The sequence below is a fragment of the Pseudomonas tritici genome (genome assembly GCF_014268275.3).
GTDB classification, from domain to species: Bacteria; Pseudomonadota; Gammaproteobacteria; order Pseudomonadales; family Pseudomonadaceae; genus Aquipseudomonas; species Aquipseudomonas tritici.
Window position 1 is genome coordinate 5563935 of sequence record NZ_CP077084.1, and the last position, 17520, is coordinate 5581454.

Annotated in this window: 19 protein-coding genes; 13 read left to right on the top strand and 6 right to left on the bottom strand. The window is 56.8% G+C overall.

From position 1 onward, the window contains the following. Positions 1-4: 4 nt before the first annotated feature. Complete coding sequence (locus HU722_RS25460; protein WP_186753071.1) at positions 5-511, top strand: hypothetical protein; 507 nt, start codon at positions 5-7, stop codon at positions 509-511. A gap of 165 nt (positions 512-676) precedes the next feature. On the opposite strand, the gene HU722_RS29105 is transcribed toward HU722_RS25460, so the two are convergent. Further along, complete coding sequence (locus tag HU722_RS29105) at positions 677-1099, bottom strand: Cro/CI family transcriptional regulator (protein WP_189683375.1); 423 nt, start codon at positions 1097-1099, stop codon at positions 677-679. Between HU722_RS29105 and HU722_RS25470 the strand changes: the two genes are divergently transcribed. From HU722_RS25470 to HU722_RS25495, 6 genes are all read left to right on the top strand, one after another. Beyond that, positions 1087-1863 carry a LexA family transcriptional regulator gene (locus HU722_RS25470; protein WP_186753070.1) on the top strand — a complete coding sequence of 259 codons (777 nt, stop codon included), beginning with the start codon at positions 1087-1089 and terminating at the stop codon, positions 1861-1863. The two genes, HU722_RS29105 and HU722_RS25470, sit on opposite strands and share 13 nt — an antisense overlap. 129 nt (positions 1864-1992) lie before the next feature. Further along, a complete protein-coding gene (locus HU722_RS25475) occupies positions 1993-2373 on the top strand; it encodes a response regulator transcription factor (RefSeq protein WP_186753069.1) in 381 nt (126 codons plus the stop codon). A gap of 63 nt (positions 2374-2436) precedes the next feature. Beyond that, positions 2437-2685 carry a hypothetical protein gene (locus HU722_RS25480; RefSeq protein ID WP_186753068.1) on the top strand — a complete coding sequence of 83 codons (249 nt, stop codon included), beginning with the start codon at positions 2437-2439 and terminating at the stop codon, positions 2683-2685. Then, positions 2682-2966, top strand: a complete 285-nt coding sequence (locus HU722_RS25485) for a hypothetical protein (RefSeq protein ID WP_186753067.1) — start codon at positions 2682-2684, stop codon at positions 2964-2966. Before HU722_RS25480 ends, HU722_RS25485 begins: the two co-directional genes overlap by 4 nt. Further along, on the top strand, positions 2963-3130 hold the full coding sequence (locus tag HU722_RS25490) for a hypothetical protein (RefSeq protein ID WP_186753066.1): 168 nt from the start codon (positions 2963-2965) through the stop codon (positions 3128-3130). The genes HU722_RS25485 and HU722_RS25490 overlap by 4 nt, the downstream gene beginning before the upstream one ends. A 220-nt stretch (positions 3131-3350) precedes the next feature. Beyond that, positions 3351-4532, top strand: a complete 1182-nt coding sequence (locus HU722_RS25495; RefSeq protein ID WP_186753065.1) for an Arm DNA-binding domain-containing protein — start codon at positions 3351-3353, stop codon at positions 4530-4532. Between the two features lie 22 nt (positions 4533-4554). On the opposite strand, the gene HU722_RS25500 is transcribed toward HU722_RS25495, so the two are convergent. After that, positions 4555-4839: an STAS-like domain-containing protein gene (locus HU722_RS25500; protein WP_186753112.1), complete on the bottom strand. Its 285-nt coding sequence runs from the start codon at positions 4837-4839 to the stop codon at positions 4555-4557. Positions 4840-4841: 2 nt separating this feature from the next. Next, complete coding sequence (locus HU722_RS25505) at positions 4842-5828, bottom strand: hypothetical protein (RefSeq protein WP_186753064.1); 987 nt, start codon at positions 5826-5828, stop codon at positions 4842-4844. 596 nt (positions 5829-6424) lie between these two features. On the opposite strand from HU722_RS25505, the gene HU722_RS25510 reads away from it, so the two are divergent. From HU722_RS25510 to HU722_RS25520, 3 genes are all read left to right on the top strand, one after another. Further along, on the top strand, positions 6425-6685 hold the full coding sequence (locus HU722_RS25510; RefSeq protein WP_065875326.1) for a DUF6124 family protein: 261 nt from the start codon (positions 6425-6427) through the stop codon (positions 6683-6685). 347 nt (positions 6686-7032) lie between these two features. Continuing rightward, positions 7033-7542: a hypothetical protein gene (locus HU722_RS25515; protein WP_065875327.1), complete on the top strand. Its 510-nt coding sequence runs from the start codon at positions 7033-7035 to the stop codon at positions 7540-7542. 135 nt (positions 7543-7677) lie between these two features. Then, positions 7678-9111, top strand: coding sequence for an ArnT family glycosyltransferase (locus HU722_RS25520; RefSeq protein ID WP_065891135.1), 1434 nt, complete (start codon positions 7678-7680; stop codon positions 9109-9111). Between the two features lie 14 nt (positions 9112-9125). Here HU722_RS25520 and HU722_RS25525 read toward each other — a convergent pair whose 3' ends face one another. Then, entirely contained in the window at positions 9126-9614 is a 489-nt protein-coding gene (locus tag HU722_RS25525; RefSeq protein ID WP_049711466.1) for a TIGR00645 family protein, read from the bottom strand. Positions 9615-9779: 165 nt separating this feature from the next. Between HU722_RS25525 and HU722_RS25530 the strand changes: the two genes are divergently transcribed. Next, entirely contained in the window at positions 9780-11603 is a 1824-nt protein-coding gene (locus tag HU722_RS25530; protein ID WP_083213997.1) for a hypothetical protein, read from the top strand. 3 nt (positions 11604-11606) lie between these two features. On the opposite strand, the gene HU722_RS25535 is transcribed toward HU722_RS25530, so the two are convergent. Further along, on the bottom strand, positions 11607-11915 hold the full coding sequence (locus tag HU722_RS25535; protein WP_049711465.1) for a PA4575 family protein: 309 nt from the start codon (positions 11913-11915) through the stop codon (positions 11607-11609). Between the two features lie 413 nt (positions 11916-12328). After that, complete coding sequence (locus HU722_RS25540) at positions 12329-14767, bottom strand: Lon protease family protein (RefSeq protein ID WP_065875329.1); 2439 nt, start codon at positions 14765-14767, stop codon at positions 12329-12331. Positions 14768-15034: 267 nt separating this feature from the next. On the opposite strand from HU722_RS25540, the gene HU722_RS25545 reads away from it, so the two are divergent. Both HU722_RS25545 and HU722_RS25550 read left to right on the top strand, forming a co-directional pair. Continuing rightward, on the top strand, positions 15035-15523 hold the full coding sequence (locus HU722_RS25545; RefSeq protein WP_010206666.1) for a DUF3015 domain-containing protein: 489 nt from the start codon (positions 15035-15037) through the stop codon (positions 15521-15523). A 93-nt stretch (positions 15524-15616) separates the two neighbouring features. After that, positions 15617-17470, top strand: coding sequence for an Lnb N-terminal periplasmic domain-containing protein (locus tag HU722_RS25550; protein WP_065891137.1), 1854 nt, complete (start codon positions 15617-15619; stop codon positions 17468-17470). The last annotated feature ends 50 nt before the right edge of the window (positions 17471-17520 follow it).

The following is a 17520-nucleotide window of genomic DNA, read 5'->3' on the forward strand; positions in this document are numbered from 1 at the left end:
GTTTATGAAGCTTGATCGGAGCCTGCAACTTAAGATTCTCACCGGCCTTGCCGCCGTGTATCCCCGAAGCCCCTCTTACGCCGAGTACGATCAGATTGCTGAGGGCGTCGACGAAGACGTCTTTGATGCGAACCTGTACTACCTTGCGCAACACGGTCTGGTTGCGGAATGCATGAGCTTCGCCATGAGCGGCGAGATTTTGATAAACATGGGGAAGCTTGCATGCACTGCGCAGGGCATGGATTTCCTCGCGGGGGATGGCGGACTGGGCGCAATACTGGGAACAGTGACGGTCAAGCTTCATGAGGACACTCTCCGCCAGTTGATTGAAGCCAAGGTGAAGGCGTCGAATGCTCCAGAAGATCAAAAAACCGGCTTACTGAAAGCACTCCGAGAAGCTCCTGGCGACGCCATAAAACACCTGACAGAGAAACTACTGGACTTGGGGTTGGAGAACGCGCCGAAAGCATTTCCGCTAATTCAAACGTTGCTACAGTCCGGCCATTCCTGAATTCGTCTGCGTTAGCGGCTCGGGTGAGGCGCAAGTAGCCAATCAGAACGCCTGGGCCCCATAGCTCCACGAACGCCTCCTCCACATCCAGATCAAGCTGTAGGAATAGCTCCGTACTGGATGCGGATTTGCGCTCGGCTAAGGCGATCATGCAGGTGGGGATCATCACGCCACCTCCGCATTACTGGATGTATGAACAGATGGATTGTCAGACTCTTCGGAGATCAGTGATAGGCGTATCGTTTCACTCAGCATCGGGGCATTTCCAAGCCTCGAGTTCCTAGCGATACAAGATGGAAAGCTTCTGATTTCTATAGCGGTGAATGTTCCGTCACCTTGCTCAATGACGAGAACATCTCGGCCGATACGAATAGCCTTACTCAGTGCCCCCTGAGTCATTCCCAGGAGCGAGGCCGCTTCTGGCTGACCGCGATCCTTTGCAAAATCTTTCAGATTGATCCGTTTCACGGCCACATCTCCAAACAGAACTTTGGGAAAATAGTACCTATGGCATTTTAACAAAGCAATACCTTTGGCATTTGTTAAACTATTACCGATGGGAATATTATTGGCTGATGAAAAAACCATTGCCTGCTGACCGTAAAGAAGAATGCCTTCGCTTAAAGGCAATTTTCACAGCCAAAAAGAAACATCTGAAGCTGACTCAGGAAAAGCTGGCTGAGCAGCTCGGGATTAACCAAAGCTCTGTCTCACACTATCTGAACGGAGTGAATCCGCTGAATACAGAGATCGCGGCTGCATTCGCCAAAATCTTGGATGTGCCGGTTTCTGACTTTAGTCCGCGCCTGGCGGAGATCATCGAAATGGTTGCCTCGTCGCGCGTCACTGCAGATTCTTTTCGGACAACCTGGGCTAAAGCCGCCCGCATCATTGATGCCCCACCCCGCGAGCAATACGTCCTAATACCGCAATATTTAGACGATAACTCGTTCATGCCAAATGTGAACGACGAGCATCGCGGGCTAACCGAAGGCATGGTATTCAGGCGCGGATGGCTTCAAGAAATGGGAGTTTCGTTTAGTAGTCTCAACATCGTTTACGCCGGCGACGACAGTATGGCGCCACATATTTTGTCAGGCGACGTGGTCATGATTGACACGTACAAGCCGACCTTGAAGGATGGTGAGGTATATCTCGTCCGCATGCCTGACGGCAGGACTAGCGTGAGGCGGGTAGCACAGCAAATTTCGGGAAACTGGATGCTTAGGTGTGACAACCAAGACAAGCAGATATTCCCAGACGAGGTTATCCCGAGTTCGGCAGCCGTCGATCTCCCATTGATTGGAAGAGTGATATGGCGCGGAGGAAGCGTGAGGGTATCCAGACCTTAAGTCGAAAAAAAGCCGCCGCAGTTGAGCGGTTTTTTTTGGTCAACTGAAAATAATATTGCCAAAGGCATTTACTAACATAATTACCTTTGGTACTTTTATTTCATCACATCCGAGCATGGAGCTTCAGACATGACCACCAACACCGTCACCGCCGGCAACTGGCAAGGCTCGCTCAAAATGGGCCTGGCTCCTCGCGAGCTTGAAGCCACTTTGTGGGCGGCGGCCGATCTGACGGTGAAAGAGATTGGTCGAGTCATGGGTATCAGTCCGAACACCGCTGAGAAGCGCCTTGAGTCTGCACGGTTCAAGCTAGGCGCCAAGACGATGCGCGGCTTGGTAATCGAGGCGTTCAAGCGCCAGATCATCACCCCTCTGGTAATCGTTCTCTGCATGGTGCTGACCGCCCAGCAAGCCAATACCGAACAGTTCGGCCGCATTCGCCGCCCAGGCGAGCGCCGTACTGAAACACGTGTGGCCGTCCGCCGAATTGAGGCCGCTCCAACCGTTTAACCAACCCTGATTTTTGCGAAAGCCAACAACGCGGTCGGGATTCGTTCGGCCTGGAGAAAGTGAATGTCACGCAAACCGGTCACACCGTTCCGGCTGTTCAAGGTGCTGATGTCGATCCTTATCTATATCAGCGTTTCCATAGGCTGGCTGCTCTTCACAGCCCCCGACCTGATCGACAGTACATCCGGTCTCGATGTGGCCGGGGCCCTCTTCGGCACCGCCGTTTGGCTGATAGGGAGCGCTTGCCTATTTCTGTTTATTACTACACCCAAGCCTGGCGAAACATCAAACACGAAGGAGAAAGGCCAATGAAGCTGATTCCCGCCATTGCCATGCTGCTGTTAGCTGGCCAGGCCTCGGCCGGCGAGCAACTGATCGACGTCCAGCACGACAGCGCCCGTGGCGTCACCTGCTGGATATTGAACAACACCGGGATCAGCTGCTTGCCGGACAGTTCGCTCCTACAGACGCCCACCAGCACCACCAGCGGCGGCGAGAGCCCAGCGGCACTGGCCTCTCTTGCAACATCCATGTGCCAAAGCGAGCAATTGACCGCCGCCCCGCTCCCGCAGAAAACGGGGTTCCAGCTATGAACTGCCGCAACGGTACCAAGGGCCATCGCCTGATCGAGTTGTTCAACGCCCTGCAGCGCCGAGAAACCACCTTCGGGCAGATCTACGCAATGTCGGCGTCGTGCGGTATCGACGCGCGCCGGGTGTTGGCCGACCACTTTCGCGGGAGTTCAAGCGATGGGTAAGTGGGATGTCGCGACACAGTTCGCGGATAACGAAAACGTGTCGCGACACGCGGAACGGTGAAGGTATGCGCTATGTGACCGTCAGGAAATTTGCCAGCGAGTCTGGCTATACAGAAGACGCGATCCGCTCAAAGATCCGTGACGGGATCTGGCGGCTCGGTGAGATATGGATCAAGGCGCCGGATGGCCGGACGCTTCTCGATGTAGAGGGATATGAGTCATGGGTAGAGGCGGGAGGGGAGTTCGGGCAGTCTCCGATTCGAGTATCGAAATCACGTTCATGTATCGGGGCGTCAGGTGCCGCGAGCGGATCACGCTCAAGCCCACCGCCACTAACCTGAAAAAGGCCGAGCAGCACAAGGCCGCGATCGAACACGCCATATCGATCGGCACCTTCGACTACTCAGTGACCTTTCCGGGATCTGCCCGGGCGGCGAAGTTTGCGCCAGAGGCGTCCCGCGAGACGGTGAATGGGTTCTTAACCAGGTGGCTGACTGCGAAGGAAAAGCACGTTGCCAGCAGCACCTTCGACGGGTACCGGAAGTTGGTCACGCTGCGCTTGATCCCTGCTCTGGGCGACACGATGCTGGTAGACCTGAAACGGAAAGCCGTTCGCGACTGGCTCGACACTCTGGAAGTGAGCAACAAAACGCTCAGCAATATCCAGAGCTGCCTGCGCTCCGCGCTGAACGATGCCGCCGAGGAGGAGTTGATTGAACTGAACCCGCTGGCCGGTTGGACCTACTCGCGCAAGGCCGCGCCGCCGAAAGAGGATGATGTCGATCCGTTCAGTCCCGAAGAGCAGCAGGCCGTGCTTGGCGCCCTCTCCGGCCAAGCGCGCAACATGATGCAATTCGCCTTGTGGAGCGGGCTGCGTACCAGTGAGTTGGTCGCTCTGGACTGGGGCGATATCGACTGGCTACGCGAAGAGGTGATGGTAAGCCGAGCGATGACCCAGGCCGGCAAGGGGAAGGCGGAGACCACAAAGACCGCAGCCGGGCGCCGAAGCGTGAAGCTTCTCCGACCTGCGCTGGAGGCGTTGAAAGCACAAAAGGCGCACACGTTCCTGGCTGACGCCGAAGTTTTCCAGAATCCACGCACCCTTGAGCGCTGGGCTGGAGACGGGCCGATCCGAAAAACGATGTGGGCGCCGGCGATGAAGAAGGCTGGCGTTAGGTACAGGCGCCCCTATCAGACTCGCCACACCTACGCGTCAATGATGCTGTCAGCGGGTGAGCATCCAATGTGGGTGGCCAAGCAAATGGGACACAGTGATTGGACCATGATCGCCCGAGTGTATGGGCGCTGGATGCCTGCTGCTGACCTCCATGCAGGTCAGCGAGCTGAAAGTCTTTGGGATGCTTCTGACAAAAATTTTAGCCAAAAAAAAGGGGCTGAATAGCCCCCTTTTCTCGTATCAATGATCACGCAGCAACAGCTCGTCTGCGCTTCATTGCTATGGCAATAGAACGCAACACATCATCAGCAGCGTTAACAATTTTGACATGCTTGATCACGAAGTCAAAACCTCGTTCAAGCACAAGTACGCCGAATAGCTCATCAGCGAAAGATTCGGAGATTGACTCTACCGAAGCTAGATCGATCACGATCTGTTCATGATCATGCAGCTGTCGATACAAAGCGCTCCGTTCCTTCGAGGCGAGGCTTCGGGAAGCTAGGTCACTGTGCCTAAAGGCAAATGTTTCCATCATTACCCCCTCAATAAATTCATAATATTTCTTACATCCTCAGCCTCAACAACCTTAGCGGCCATGAGACTAGATTCTTTAATGGAAAGGGAAACCGCAACCCCTCTCCACGGCTGGGCAAGCCGCCTAAAACTTTGCTGTCCACCTCGGCGCAACATCATCAAGCAGTCACCCGAAGCGATGTTCAAAACACCATCATACGATCTAGCAAGCTCCACAAGCTTCGCTAAGCCTAATCCTTGGTGGTGATTCCCGTTGCCTGAGTGAACAACTGCGGCACCACCAAACGGGCTTGATCCTAGGTAATCCTCAGGGACTGACTGCGCCCATTCATCTTCGAGCTTAGCAAGCTTCGAGGAGTTCCCTTCCTGAATGCACCACTCAACAGCCTCACGATCGGACTTAATTCCCTTGGATCCAGCGATTCGAGAGCGTTTGAGTTCCTCCAGGAAACCCATTCCACAATCAGCTAGAGAAAATTCTATAGCATGACCTGTGCCATTTTTGATGACCTGCCGCTGAGCGACAGAAAACCCTGTGCTAAGCCCATGAGACCAAACGTTGTCATGCATCTCGCCAACTACGTGGGTCAACTCCTTGAAAGCTGGACTCCTACTGTAGTCCACATCATCACACGACGCGAAGGACCGCAAGCAACTGTTGATCTGCGCCGTTGCTTTGTCAACATCATTTTGAGAAGCAAGGGGCGTCAAAGGAGCATAATTAACTCCAGCATTTTTTCGTTCATACTGATAATCATCTAGCCCCCACACTGCCTTTGCCAGGCCGACGGCAGAAAAATACCCCTCATGATTCTCATTCTCAAAAACCACAGACTCACGATTTACGCGCTTGTGAGTGAGGTAGGCAGCGAACGCAGCGATAAACCCTGGGGAGTAATATTTATCAGGCACCATGTGCACTGCTGCGGCGTCCAGATGACCATAATGCTTAGGAAGCCAATCAAGAGCTTCGACGAGGGTAGCCACGCTCATTCCTTTGATTTTTTAGTTAGCCCATCATTTTGACATCACTAGACCACCTGTTCAAAATTATCTGACATCTGGTAGGCCAGACATCTTTGATGCGTATAAAAAATGAAAGAACGTCAACTTAATGACAGCAAAATGGCAGCCTGAAGGCTGGAAGCCACGAACCGTAAGGGCTGGATGCGGGTTCAAATCCCCCCGGCCCACCACTTCGAAGCATCGACAAAACCCGCCTAGTGCGGGTTTTGTTGTTTTTGGGTCTCTGAAATCACCGCCAAACCGCGCTTCGGATTTTTCCTTCAAGATGTCGCGCCCTTGGTGAACTGGTTCCACTCCACCTACCCGGCTAACCTCTCCACGTCGCTGCAAAATCAGCGACCGGGTTTAGCAGCTCGGTTAATATCAAGGCCTGCAAAGCCACCATCCGTTCAAGCGATGCTTTCAGCATCCGCTGGTTCGCATTATGGCGGCTGTGCGTGGGGCACTTTCGGGTGCGCTGGGTTCCTTGATTCCTGGTCTGCTAACCCGCGTACGGTCGCCACCCTTTTCGTTTAGCAGCGATGTCTGGCGACTCCACTAATCAAGGAGATTCAGCCATGAAAAAAATCACCCCAAATCCCCCAACCACCCTCTTCACCATCGCGCCAAACATCGATCCCGAAACACTGCTGATCCAAGCCAGCGAAACCCTTGCATCGCTGGACGCAATCATCACAGACCTGGCCTTCGAACTCGACGGATTAACCCGTCAAAAACTCTTGGGTAGCCAGCAACTGGTGGTGCTGGGCGGATTACTCATCGAGCGTGTGCTCGTCACGCTGGCCTCCACCGCTGACGCGCAACCGTTCCCGACGTAACCTCAGTAGCAAATCAAAAAAACCGAGTCACGTGCAGGCTGACGCCGCTGAAAACGGTCCAACAACTCACCCTGGCAATCACCACTTCACACTGAGCTCAGGCTTTCACGCCCCTTTCACACTTGAGCGTCTATGGTTATACCAGCTCCTTGTGAATATCCCTTTCAAGCCCGCTTCTCCCCATCGCGGGCTTTTCTTTGTCTGCGATTTGCCATCGTCTAATTTCCCCGGCTCACGCTCTCAGCGCACCACCCAAGGGGCACATCCTTTACAATTCAATGCTGCACTACTGCCCTGTCTCCGAGAGACACCAGCGGCAGGCTCCGACTACAAGGACGAACGTCGCATTGAACAAAAACTCCTATGCCTACCTGATACCAACCACCATTGGCCTGCTACTCCTCATCGCGCTGATTCTGGTCTGGACATTCATTATCTGGCCGTCTGCACATTTCAACCCGATAGCTGAAAAGATCGCCCTGATCTCATCGCCAGCGCTGGCAATCATCTTGATGGTGTGGGGGTGGCATACCGGGAACTCCAGGTTCCTGCGCAAAAAACCGCTGGATCGATTAAAAGTCTTTTTCGGCTTGCTCATCGCCAGTGGCTTGGTGATGGATGCGCTGCTATCGGTGGTTATTCTGCTTACGAGCACGGTATTCAGCAGCTATGTGACTTCGTACGAATATGCAGCGGGAGGCAGGCATAATTGCGCAGGCATCCGGGTATTCGATACGGAAGTGAACAAACAGATTAAAATTTGCCGTACCAGCTACTACGGTGAACAGGGTTGGGTAAGGGTGGAAAAACGTAGTGGACCGTTGGGAATTGTTGTAATAGACACCACGCGCCTGTGACTTCCTATACCGCCCAATAGGCGCCCCTCACTATTCTCCCATCTGTTCACGAAACGTTCAGAAACACAGACGGATACTAGCCAACTGCAATGACCGTTCCCCCGGACGGTCCTCCTGCCTTGGTAGCCACAACCCATGACGCGTCCCGCTCCCCTATTACTCCTGCTTGCTGGTCTGTTGTTCTTCTTCGCCCTGGGTAACCATGAGCTGCAAGGCTCCACCGAAGCGCGCGTCGCCGGCATCGCCATGGCCATGCACCTGGACAATAACTGGGTGGTGCCCCAGTTGTTTCGTGAGCCCTTCCTGGAAAAACCGCCCCTGAGCCTGTGGATCGATGCCGGGGCCATTCGCCTGTTTGGCGGCACCACCTGGGCCGTGCGCCTGGCCTCGGCATTTGCCGGGTTGTTCAGCGTGATGCTGCTCTACGCAATGCTGCGCCGGTTCGGACGGCCGCAGACGCTGGCGTTCAGCGCGGCGTTGATTCTGGCGACCATGGCCAGTTACTGGAGCAATGCGCGCGGCGTGGGCGAGGATTCGTTGCTCAGCCTGGGCGTGACCACCGCGCTGCTGGCGTTTTACCAAGCCGTGCGGCCCGAGCACCAAGGTTCAAACACAGCCGCTTGGGCACTGTTTACCGCTGGCATGGTGATCGCCACGCTCAGCAAAGGCGTGCTGGGCCTGGCGATGCCGGGCATTGTGATTTTTGTGTACCTGGCCAGCACCAGCCTGATGGACAAGCGCCTACGCATCGGCGACTGGCTCAAGCCGGCGCTGTTTACCTTGTTGGCGCTTGTGCCACTGCTGATCTGGCTGGGCTTTCTGTTCCAGCGCGGCGGTATGCAGGCGGTGGGCGAAGTGCTGTGGACCAACAGCGTCGGGCGTTTCAGCGGCTCGTTTGTCGAGGCAGGGCACTATGAGCCGATGTATTACTACATCGCAAAACTGCCTCAAGCGTTCTTGCCTTGGAACATCCTGGTGTACCTGGGCCTGTGGCATTTCCGTAAAAGCCTGGTGCGCAACCGCTACCGGCTGTTTTTCAGTGTCTGGCTGGTGGGGCAGTTCACCCTGCTGACGCTGGCGTCCAGCAAGCGCACGGTGTACCTGATGGCACTGACGCCGGCCGCCGCCGTGTTGGCGGCAGAATATGCGCGGGTGCTGCTGGGCTGGCTGAAAGACCACAAGCCCGCGCTGTACAAACACCATAGACCACTAGTCAGCAGCGTTTTCACCCTGGCCGTGGCCTGCTACCTGGCAGCCGCCTTCTGGTTCGCGCCCAAGGCCGACGTGCGCCAATCGTTCGTGCCGGTGATCAGCCAGATCCAGGCGCTCAAAGACGAAGGCAAAGAAGTTGTGCTGTTTCAGCCCAATGAACGCATCGCCGGGGCCAGCGTGTTCTATCTGCGGGGCTACCTGCCCATCCTGCAAACCGAGGCCGAGTTGCACAATTACCTCGCCGCCAAGCCCGGCAACGTTGCATTGCTGGACCATACCAACGGTTTGAGCACGCCTGTGAGGGTCGCCAAGGAGATGTCGATCAATCGCCAGCCTTACTATTTCGTGGAACAGTAAGGCCGGCGCGCACATCAGTGCTTGGTGAGTTTGTCCAGGTAGCCCATGGCGAACGCCGACACGACAAAGGTCATGTGGATGATCACGTACCACATCAAATGCTCCGGATCGACGTTCTTGGCGTCCATGAAGATGCGCAGCAGGTGGATGGACGAGATCGCCACGATGGAGGCCGCGACTTTCATCTTCAGCGACGAAGAGTCCATGGTGCCGAGCCAGTTGAGCTTTTCTTTGTTTTCATCGATATCCAGCTGCGAGACGAAGTTCTCGTAGCCGGAAATCATCACCATCACCAGCAAGCCACCGACCAGCGCCATGTCGATCAACGACAACAGCAGCAGGATCACCTCAGACTCCAGCATGGTAAAAACCGTGGGAATGACGTGGATGATTTCCTGGAAGAACTTCAGCGCCAGGATCAGCAAGCCCAGGGACAACCCCAGGTAGATGGGCGCCAACAGCCAGCGTGAGGCGTACATAGTATTTTCGATAAAGCGTTCCATGGGATCTCACACAGCTTGGCTAAAAATGGTGGCGAGTATACCAGCGGTTACAAAACACCTGTAACCACGAGAAAACTGACCTGGGCGGCATCTGTAAGAGAATTTTTCTGCTAGTGTCGAGCCCAATAAAAATCGGCTCGATGATGTCGGACAGGAAAAACTCAGATGATGGATGTGCGATCCCCTTTGGCCAATCTCGGCCTGTGCGCGGCATTGCTGCTGGCCGGCGGCTGCTCCCCCAGCGACGAGCAGAAGCAGGCCACCCTCGAAGAGAAAACCGCACAATTCGAACACTCCCTCGACAGCATCCAAGACCCCAAGCTGCGCGACGCCGTTGCCGAACTTGGCGGTTCACTGCTGTTACTGGAACGGGCACGGGCCAAGCTTGCCACCAAGCCCATCGAAGCCGAATACGGCGAAGACAGCCTGGCCCTGCTCAGGCACTACCCCACGCCCCAGGCGCTGGTGGACACCTACATCAATGGCCTGTTCGTGCTGCGTAAAACCTCACACTCCGACTATTTGACGGACTTGCAGCCGGTCTTCCCGTTTAATTTCAGTGTCCCGGACCCATTCCCCTTTCCCCATGGCCTGGAATGGAAGTCCGTGACCTTGAGCAACAACAAGGTCATCCCCTTTCAGCCGGAATGGTCGGAAACCGATCCGGGCATCCAACTGAGCCCCAGCAGTTCCAACCTGACCAACCCCGACGACTTGACGGTGACCTACCCGTTTATCGACGGCATCGAAACCGAAAACAAGAGCCAGCCGCAACCCGTCAACCTAAAGGGCACCATTGAAGTGGTTGCGCCGGGCAAGGTGTTGACGTTTGATTTGTCGAAAAAGGACGTCGGCCACAAGCGTACCGAAGGCAATATCACCCTCAACCTGCTGCTCCTGGAGAAAAACTACGCCGAGATCGAGCTGATCAACAGCCAACCACTGGCACCGGAAGTGGGTGACGAGTCGCCCAACCCACTGCTGGTACAGGCACGGGACAGCACTGGGCAATTCCTCACACGCTCGGGCTCGATCAACGAAAGCAGCGCGCAGGTGGCGTTCTACGAGAAGCAACTGGCCGAAATGCGAAAGCAGAAAGTCTGGTCGGAGGCATTCGAAAAACAGCTTACCGATGAACAAAAAGCCTTCGAACACAAGCAGAGCAGCCATTACGCCAAGGTGTATTTCAATGGCGTGATCGACAACCTGCAGGTCAACGTACTGGATTTCTCCACCGCTACGCTTACCCGCAAAGACCTCGACCTGCCCGTGTTGCGCTTTGACAAGAACAGCCTGCAGCAAACCGTACAGGCCTTGCCAATGCCGGTCACCGTATACGACGACGGCGCCGCCAGTTGGCTCAAAGACGCGAGCATGACCGAAGAGCAGCTGAAAAACAGCGTCACCATCAGCCAGTCGGTCGAGGACGCCAGTGCCGCACACATCGTGTTTGACCACCCGTTCACCTTCAATGACGACCTGGTGGGCAGTGAGCGCAACAGCAGCGAATCGCCGGTGACCTTCTTTACCGCCGACGAAAAGGGCGAACGCGGGGAGCCGATCGAATTGCCGACTGAGGCCTTCGAACTGAACCCGGCGCGCGGCACCCTCACCTATGACCTCAACCTGTTTCCGGAAAACCCGGCGTTTGTGGTGGGCTCGATTCCACTGTTCCTGGCGACCATCGAAAAAGCCGACATTGAGGTAGGCAAGCTCCCCAAAGGGCTGTCGCTCAAGGACAACGCGCTGGTCGTGGACCAGAAGGAATTCCCTGCCGACAGCTGGCGCTTCTACGCCAAGGACGCCAGCGGCAACTACCTCAAGGAAATCCTGGGTGTGAGCCACCGCGCCGAGGAATACGGCACGGCGCTGTTTGACGTGCATTATTTCTACGGCCAGCCTACGTCCCTGGAAAGCTACCAACGCACCGACCTCAGCACCGTGCAGTACGGCTTTGAAGTCAAGCTGGACAAGCCCGAGAGCAAATAGCACTCAGTGCTGGGTATCACCATTGAGCTGTCGCAGATGGGCCTGCATGTGCAGGCTCCAGATCTGCGGATCGCCCGCCTGCTCATAGCCATGCAGGGTCAGGCTATCAACGATGGATTCCAGAATGTTCTCCGCCACGAAGGGGCCGTGAAACGGGCCCTGGGACTTGATAGTGGAGGGTTGTTCGCCGGTCATTCCGGCGGCAAACAACAACGTCCACATGCCGTTATCGCCCGCGAGAGGGCGAATGGAACATTCGATACGGGTGACTAGGCCAAAGCACTGGCGGGTGAGGCAAAGGTTGCGCGGCATGGCGGCGACCCTCGTTAGATCGGTGTTCAACCTGCGCCTGGGGCGAGGCTGTCTCTATCCAGCGACTCCTGTGGATATCCCTTGAACACAGAATAGAAGAAAACCGCGACAAACCAAGGCTGTAGGGACCAACGGCGCTGGCCCCTCAACCTAAGTCAAATTTATGGCGGTTTCGTGATTTCTCCGAATACACCACCGTCAATCTGGGAGCTGGCTTGCGTGCGATGACTGACGTCCAGGCAACATCTCCGTTAACGGGTAGACCGCTATCGCAGCATAAGTATCTACACATCTTCAAAGTGAAATTGCGTAGCAGAGGGCACCCTCAAGATGTGTTGATACCTATGGCTATCACAGCGGTGCGGCGACCCGACAAGCCAGCTCCCACACTTGACCGCATCACGACAAAAAAATCAGGTGGGTTTGGCTTCCGCCAACGCCTGCTGTGCCAACTCCTTCTCCGCCTCCTTCAAGTCTTCCTCGCTGATCATCTCGGCAATCGCGCGCAAGCGCTCTACCACGCGCGCATTGACCGTGCCTTCAGGGAACTGCCCTTCCGCATCCGGCTCACCGGCATCCTCACCCACCAGTAGGCTCAAGGCCTCATCCGCCTGGCGCACGGCATAGATGTGGAACTGCCCGGCGCGCACCGCCTGCAGCACCTTCTCATCAAGCATCAGCGTGGCGACGTTGGCTTGCGGAATGATCGCCCCTTGCTCGCCGGTCAGCCCGCGTGCTTCACAGAGGCGGAAGAAACCTTCGATCTTCTCGTTGACCCCGCCCACCGCCTGCACTTCACCAAACTGATTGATCGAACCGGTGATGGCAAAGCACTGTTTGAGCGGCGTCTTCGACAAGGCCGAGATCAAGGTGCACGCCTCGCCCAGGGACGCACTGTCGCCGTCCACGTAGCCGTAGGATTGCTCCAGCGCGATGCTGGCCGAGATCGCCAGCGGGAATTCCTGGGCATAACGGCTACCCAGGTAACCGGTGAGGATCATCACCCCCTTGGAGTGAATCGGCTGGCCGAGGTTAACCTCACGCTCGATGTCGACAATGCCGCTGCCGCCCGGGTACACCGTGGCGGAAATCCGCGCCGGCACGCCGAACGCCGAGTCACCGACCTCCAGCACCGTCAGCCCGTTGCACTTGCCTACGGCCGCGCCTGCGGTGTCGATCAGGATGACCCCGGCCAGCATGTCGTCGAGAATCCGTGCCGACACGCGCCCGGTGCGCGTGGCCTTGGCCTTGAGTGCGCGCTCGATATGACCGGCGTCGGTCATTTCGTCGCCCGCCAGGTGGCGAATGAAATCCGCTTCGCTGACCAGTTGGAACAAATCACCAATGCGCGCCGACAAGCGCCCCTGATGTTCCGCCAAGCGTGCGCTGTAAGTGGCCAGCCGTGCCACCGCATCCGAGGTCAGCGGCGCCATGCCTTCTTCCGATGTGCGGGTTTTGAGCAATTGGGCGAACTGCTCCAGGCTCTCATCGACCATCGGGATATCTTCGTCGAAATCCACCAGCACCCGGAACATCTCCTGGAAATCCGGATCGGCGTCCTGCAACGCGTAGTACAGCTGGCGGGAACCAATGATGATGACCTTGACCTGCAGCGGGATCATCTGCGGGTTGAGGGTCACCGTAGCCAGGCGGCCCAACTCGCCCAACGGCGATTCCATCTTCAGCTTGCGCGACTGCAGGGAGCGCTTGAGGGCGTCCCAGACAAACGGTTCGCTGAGCATTTTTTCGGCTTCAAGAATCAGGAAACCGCCATTGGCGCGGTGCAAGGCGCCCGGACGTAATTGCCGATAGGTGGTGTAGAGCGCGCCCTGGTCGGTGCTGTATTCGATACGGCCGAACAGGTTGTCGTAAGTCGGGTGCGGTTCAAATACCACCGGTGCGCCACCGTTGACCGGATGGCCCACCACCAGGCTTGGGCAGTACTGCTCTTCAAGCAGCTTGCGCGCCTGGGCGTCGGTCTTGGCGTCGTCCACCAGTTGCTCGACTACGGTCTTGAGCAGGTACACCTGCATGGCTTGCAGATAACCGCAGACAGCGGCGTTTTCCGCGTACTTTTCCGACAGCGGTGCGAGCAAAGGCTGCAGGGCCAGCGTGATGGTTTCTTCGTTGAACTGGCGCAGTTGGTTATTGGACTCACGTTTCCACTGCGGCAGGCTGGCCAGTTCCTCATTGAGACGTTCTTCCAGCTCGGAAATATCCGTGTGGAAACGCTCGCGATCGGCTTCCGGTAGCTGCGAGAACTCGGCCTCGTCCAGCGCCTTGCCGTCGAGCATCGGGGTAAAGGCGATATTGGAGCTGTCGCGGTATAGCGCGACGTCTTTTTCCAGGGCCAGGCGTTCGATTACGTCCAGGGCCTTGTCGTAGCGCTGGTTGAAGGCGCGGTCGATGGCACTCTTGCGCTGTTGATACGTCGGATGCTCGAAAACCGCCGGGAAGGTGGCGACCAGGTTGTCGACCAAGCCGTTGATATCGGCAATAAACGCCGCCGCCCCGCCGCCTGGTAGTTCCAGGGCGCGGGGTTCGCGAGGCTCATCGAAATTATTCACATAGACCCAATCTGCCGGGGTCTGCAGGCGTTTGCCTTCGGCTTTCAGGTAACGTTTGACGAACGAAAAGCGGCCGGTGCCGGGCTCGCCCATGACAAACACGTTGTAACCGGGGCGTGGCATGGCCACACCGAACTGCAGTGCTTCAACCGCACGTTCCTGGCCAAGCACACCGCGAAAGGGCTCCAGATCATTGGTGGTCGAGAAGCTGAACTGTTCAGCGGAGAAAGGGCGAGTCAGCGCTTCGGGCGCTAGACGCAAGCTGGCAGCAACAGGATCAGGCATCGGGCTTCCTTACATCAGGCGGGGCAGATAACGGCATTCTGGCTCCCGGTTACGCGCTCTGGCAAGGCGCGCTTGAGGGAAAGCATAGACGCGGGATGCGTCCCGCAAAAATAGTGCGACATCGCGAATTGTTTTATAAAAATACACGGAACCCTTAGAACGTGCCTAAACTCCAAACTGCGCGGGTTGGACTAATAACCGACCCCTAGGGCGCGTTGACGTGCCTGAACCCTTGTCCATTGGTTTGCACACAAAGAGAACAAAGCTATGAAACGGATCCTTCTCGGTACTCTCTTCACCGTCGTCTCCCTCAATGCAATGGCAGAAGCACCAGGTGGCCCGAACTGCGGTTGGGGCAACATGTTGTTTGAAGGCCAGCGCGGTACTCCAGCTCACTTCCTGGCCTCCACCACCAACGGTACTTCGGGTAACGCCACCTTCGGCATGACCTCGGGCACCAACGGTTGCAGCACCAACAGCGCCCTGAGCTATGGCGGCAAGTCCTGGATTGCCATGAATGGCATGATGAACGAGCTGTCCGAAGACATGGCCAAGGGTAACGGCGAAGCGCTGACTACCTACGCTGTGGTACTGGGTGTTGCACCGGAAGATCGCGAGCACTTTGCTGCCGTGACTCACGAGCACTTCCAGCAAATCTTCAGCAAGGCTGACGTGACTGCTGATGACGTGCACAACAACACCATTGCTGTACTGAAAAGTGATGCCCGTCTGGCGAAATACGCTACCCAGGCTTAAGCTCGACCTGCCCGCGCCTTTCGAGGCGCGGGTTTTATTTTTTCGACCTGTCCCCCCTTGGGTCTTTTTTTTATTTCGACTTAAGTAGCCCCCATGCTCAAACGCCTCGCTTGCCTGGCTCTCTTCGCCTGCGCCCCGCTGTACGCGGCACCGCACCTCGATGATCAACGTTTGCAGCAATTGGCCAATGACCCCTTCTGGTTATCCCTGGGCCACTACGAAGCCGGCAAGATCAGCGGCTGGCGCAGTTATGTCAGCGAAAAAAAGTTTTTCCTCGCACCTGACGGCGCCCATCACCCGGATGCGGAACTCAAGGCCACCGTCGACGCCCTTTACGCGCCGGCCAGCCTGGGTGAACAACACGCCCAGTGCGTGTACCCCGCACGAACCCGCTGGCTCAAGGATCAGTTGCAACTTACTGACCTGCCTGCCGTGGACTGCAAAGAATTCAAGCAGTGGTTCAAGGACGTCGCCCCCCATAGTGCGGTGATGATCTTCCCAGCGGCCTACCTCAACAGCCCCTCGTCGATGTTCGGCCACACTCTGCTGCGCATCGACCAGGCCGACGTGCAAAGTAACAACACTGCCCTGCTCAGCTACGCGATCAACTTCGGCGCCTATATCGAGGGCTCCGACAACAGCATTCTCTACGCCTGGAAAGGCTTGATGGGGGGTTACCCCGGCCTGTTCGCCCTGGTGCCCTACCAGGAAAAACTCTCCGAGTACCGTAGTCTCGAGAACCGCGACCTGTGGGAATACCGCCTCAACCTCACCCAGGTCGAGACCGAACGCATGGTCGAGCACGTGTGGGAGCTCAAGCAGATCCAGTTCGACTACTTCTTCTTTGACGAAAACTGCTCCTATCGCCTGCTGGAACTGCTGCAAGTGGCGCGCCCTGGCCTACGCCTGACCGAGCAATTTCCGCTGACCGCCATCCCGACCGACACGGTCAAGGCCGTGAAAGAGGCCGGTCTGGTAGAAAAGATCGACTACCGCCCTTCCCGCGAACGCGAACTGCTGGAGCGCGCCAAACCACTCGACAGCGACGAGCAGCAATGGGTATTGAAGGTCAGCGACGACCAGAAACAATTGCAGGAGCCTGCCTTCAAAGCCCTGCCCCGCGAGCGCCAGGCCCTGATCATCGACGCCGCTTACCGCCTGGGCCGCTACCGCGCCAATGGCCTGGAGCGCGACACCGCCCGCTCCCAGCGCAGCTTCGAACTGCTGCGCGCGATCAATCAGAACCCTGCGCCCGACCTTAAAATCGTACCGCCCGGCCTGCCGGAAAACGGCCATGAATCGCGCACCTGGCAAGCCGGCATCGGCACCCGTGGCGACAAAGCTTTTGGCGAATACGGCCTGCGCATGGCCTACCACGACCTCAACGACAACGCTGAAGGCTTCCCCCTCGGCGCGCAGATCGAAATCCTGCAAATGAAACTGCGCCAGTACGAGGGCAACCACTGGCAACTGCAGCAACTGGACCTGGCCACCATCCGCTCCCTGACCCCGCGCAATGCGCTGTTGCAACCCTGGTCATGGCAAGTCACCGGCGGTCTGGAGCGCGTGCCTGGCAAACACGACGACGAAACCCTGGTCGCCCACGTCAACGGCGGCGCCGGCGGCACCTGGCAACTGCGCGACGACATGCTCGGCTTCGCCCTTGGCACCGTACGCGTGGAACACAACAACGACTTCAACGAAGCCATCTCCCCCGCAGCCGGTTTCAATACCGGGGTGTTGTGGAGGAATCCGCTGGGTAATTTGAGTTTGGAAGCCAAGGGTGATTTCTTCACCAATGGCGAAGTGCGGCGCAGCATCAGCTTGAACCAGCAGTGGGAGCTGTCACGCAACCTGGGGCTGCGGTTGAGTGCACAGCGCGAGTACAGCCACCTTTCCACGCCGGTCAACGAAGTGATGCTTGAAGTGAAGTGGTATCACTACTAATCAAAGCCTGACGAAGATCAAAATGTGGGAGCGGGCTTGCTCGCGAATGC

Excerpts from the sequence above, each read along its gene's own strand:
- HU722_RS25540 (WP_065875329.1), bottom strand. The coding sequence starts at position 14,767 with ATGCCTGATCCTGTTGCTGCCAGCTTGCGTCTAGCGCCCGAAGCGCTG.
- HU722_RS25530 (WP_083213997.1), top strand. The coding sequence starts at position 9,780 with ATGATGGATGTGCGATCCCCTTTGGCCAATCTCGGCCTGTGCGCGGCA.
- HU722_RS25535 (WP_049711465.1), bottom strand. The coding sequence starts at position 11,915 with ATGCCGCGCAACCTTTGCCTCACCCGCCAGTGCTTTGGCCTAGTCACC.
- HU722_RS25470 (WP_186753070.1), top strand. The coding sequence starts at position 1,087 with ATGAAAAAACCATTGCCTGCTGACCGTAAAGAAGAATGCCTTCGCTTA.
- HU722_RS25525 (WP_049711466.1), bottom strand. The coding sequence starts at position 9,614 with ATGGAACGCTTTATCGAAAATACTATGTACGCCTCACGCTGGCTGTTG.
- HU722_RS25550 (WP_065891137.1), top strand. The coding sequence starts at position 15,617 with ATGCTCAAACGCCTCGCTTGCCTGGCTCTCTTCGCCTGCGCCCCGCTG.
- HU722_RS25480 (WP_186753068.1), top strand. The coding sequence starts at position 2,437 with ATGTCACGCAAACCGGTCACACCGTTCCGGCTGTTCAAGGTGCTGATG.
- HU722_RS25460 (WP_186753071.1), top strand. The coding sequence starts at position 5 with ATGAAGCTTGATCGGAGCCTGCAACTTAAGATTCTCACCGGCCTTGCC.
- HU722_RS25485 (WP_186753067.1), top strand. The coding sequence starts at position 2,682 with ATGAAGCTGATTCCCGCCATTGCCATGCTGCTGTTAGCTGGCCAGGCC.
- HU722_RS25545 (WP_010206666.1), top strand. The coding sequence starts at position 15,035 with ATGAAACGGATCCTTCTCGGTACTCTCTTCACCGTCGTCTCCCTCAAT.
- HU722_RS29105 (WP_189683375.1), bottom strand. The coding sequence starts at position 1,099 with ATGGTTTTTTCATCAGCCAATAATATTCCCATCGGTAATAGTTTAACA.
- HU722_RS25520 (WP_065891135.1), top strand. The coding sequence starts at position 7,678 with ATGACGCGTCCCGCTCCCCTATTACTCCTGCTTGCTGGTCTGTTGTTC.
- HU722_RS25475 (WP_186753069.1), top strand. The coding sequence starts at position 1,993 with ATGACCACCAACACCGTCACCGCCGGCAACTGGCAAGGCTCGCTCAAA.
- HU722_RS25495 (WP_186753065.1), top strand. The coding sequence starts at position 3,351 with ATGGGTAGAGGCGGGAGGGGAGTTCGGGCAGTCTCCGATTCGAGTATC.
- HU722_RS25510 (WP_065875326.1), top strand. The coding sequence starts at position 6,425 with ATGAAAAAAATCACCCCAAATCCCCCAACCACCCTCTTCACCATCGCG.
- HU722_RS25500 (WP_186753112.1), bottom strand. The coding sequence starts at position 4,839 with ATGGAAACATTTGCCTTTAGGCACAGTGACCTAGCTTCCCGAAGCCTC.
- HU722_RS25490 (WP_186753066.1), top strand. The coding sequence starts at position 2,963 with ATGAACTGCCGCAACGGTACCAAGGGCCATCGCCTGATCGAGTTGTTC.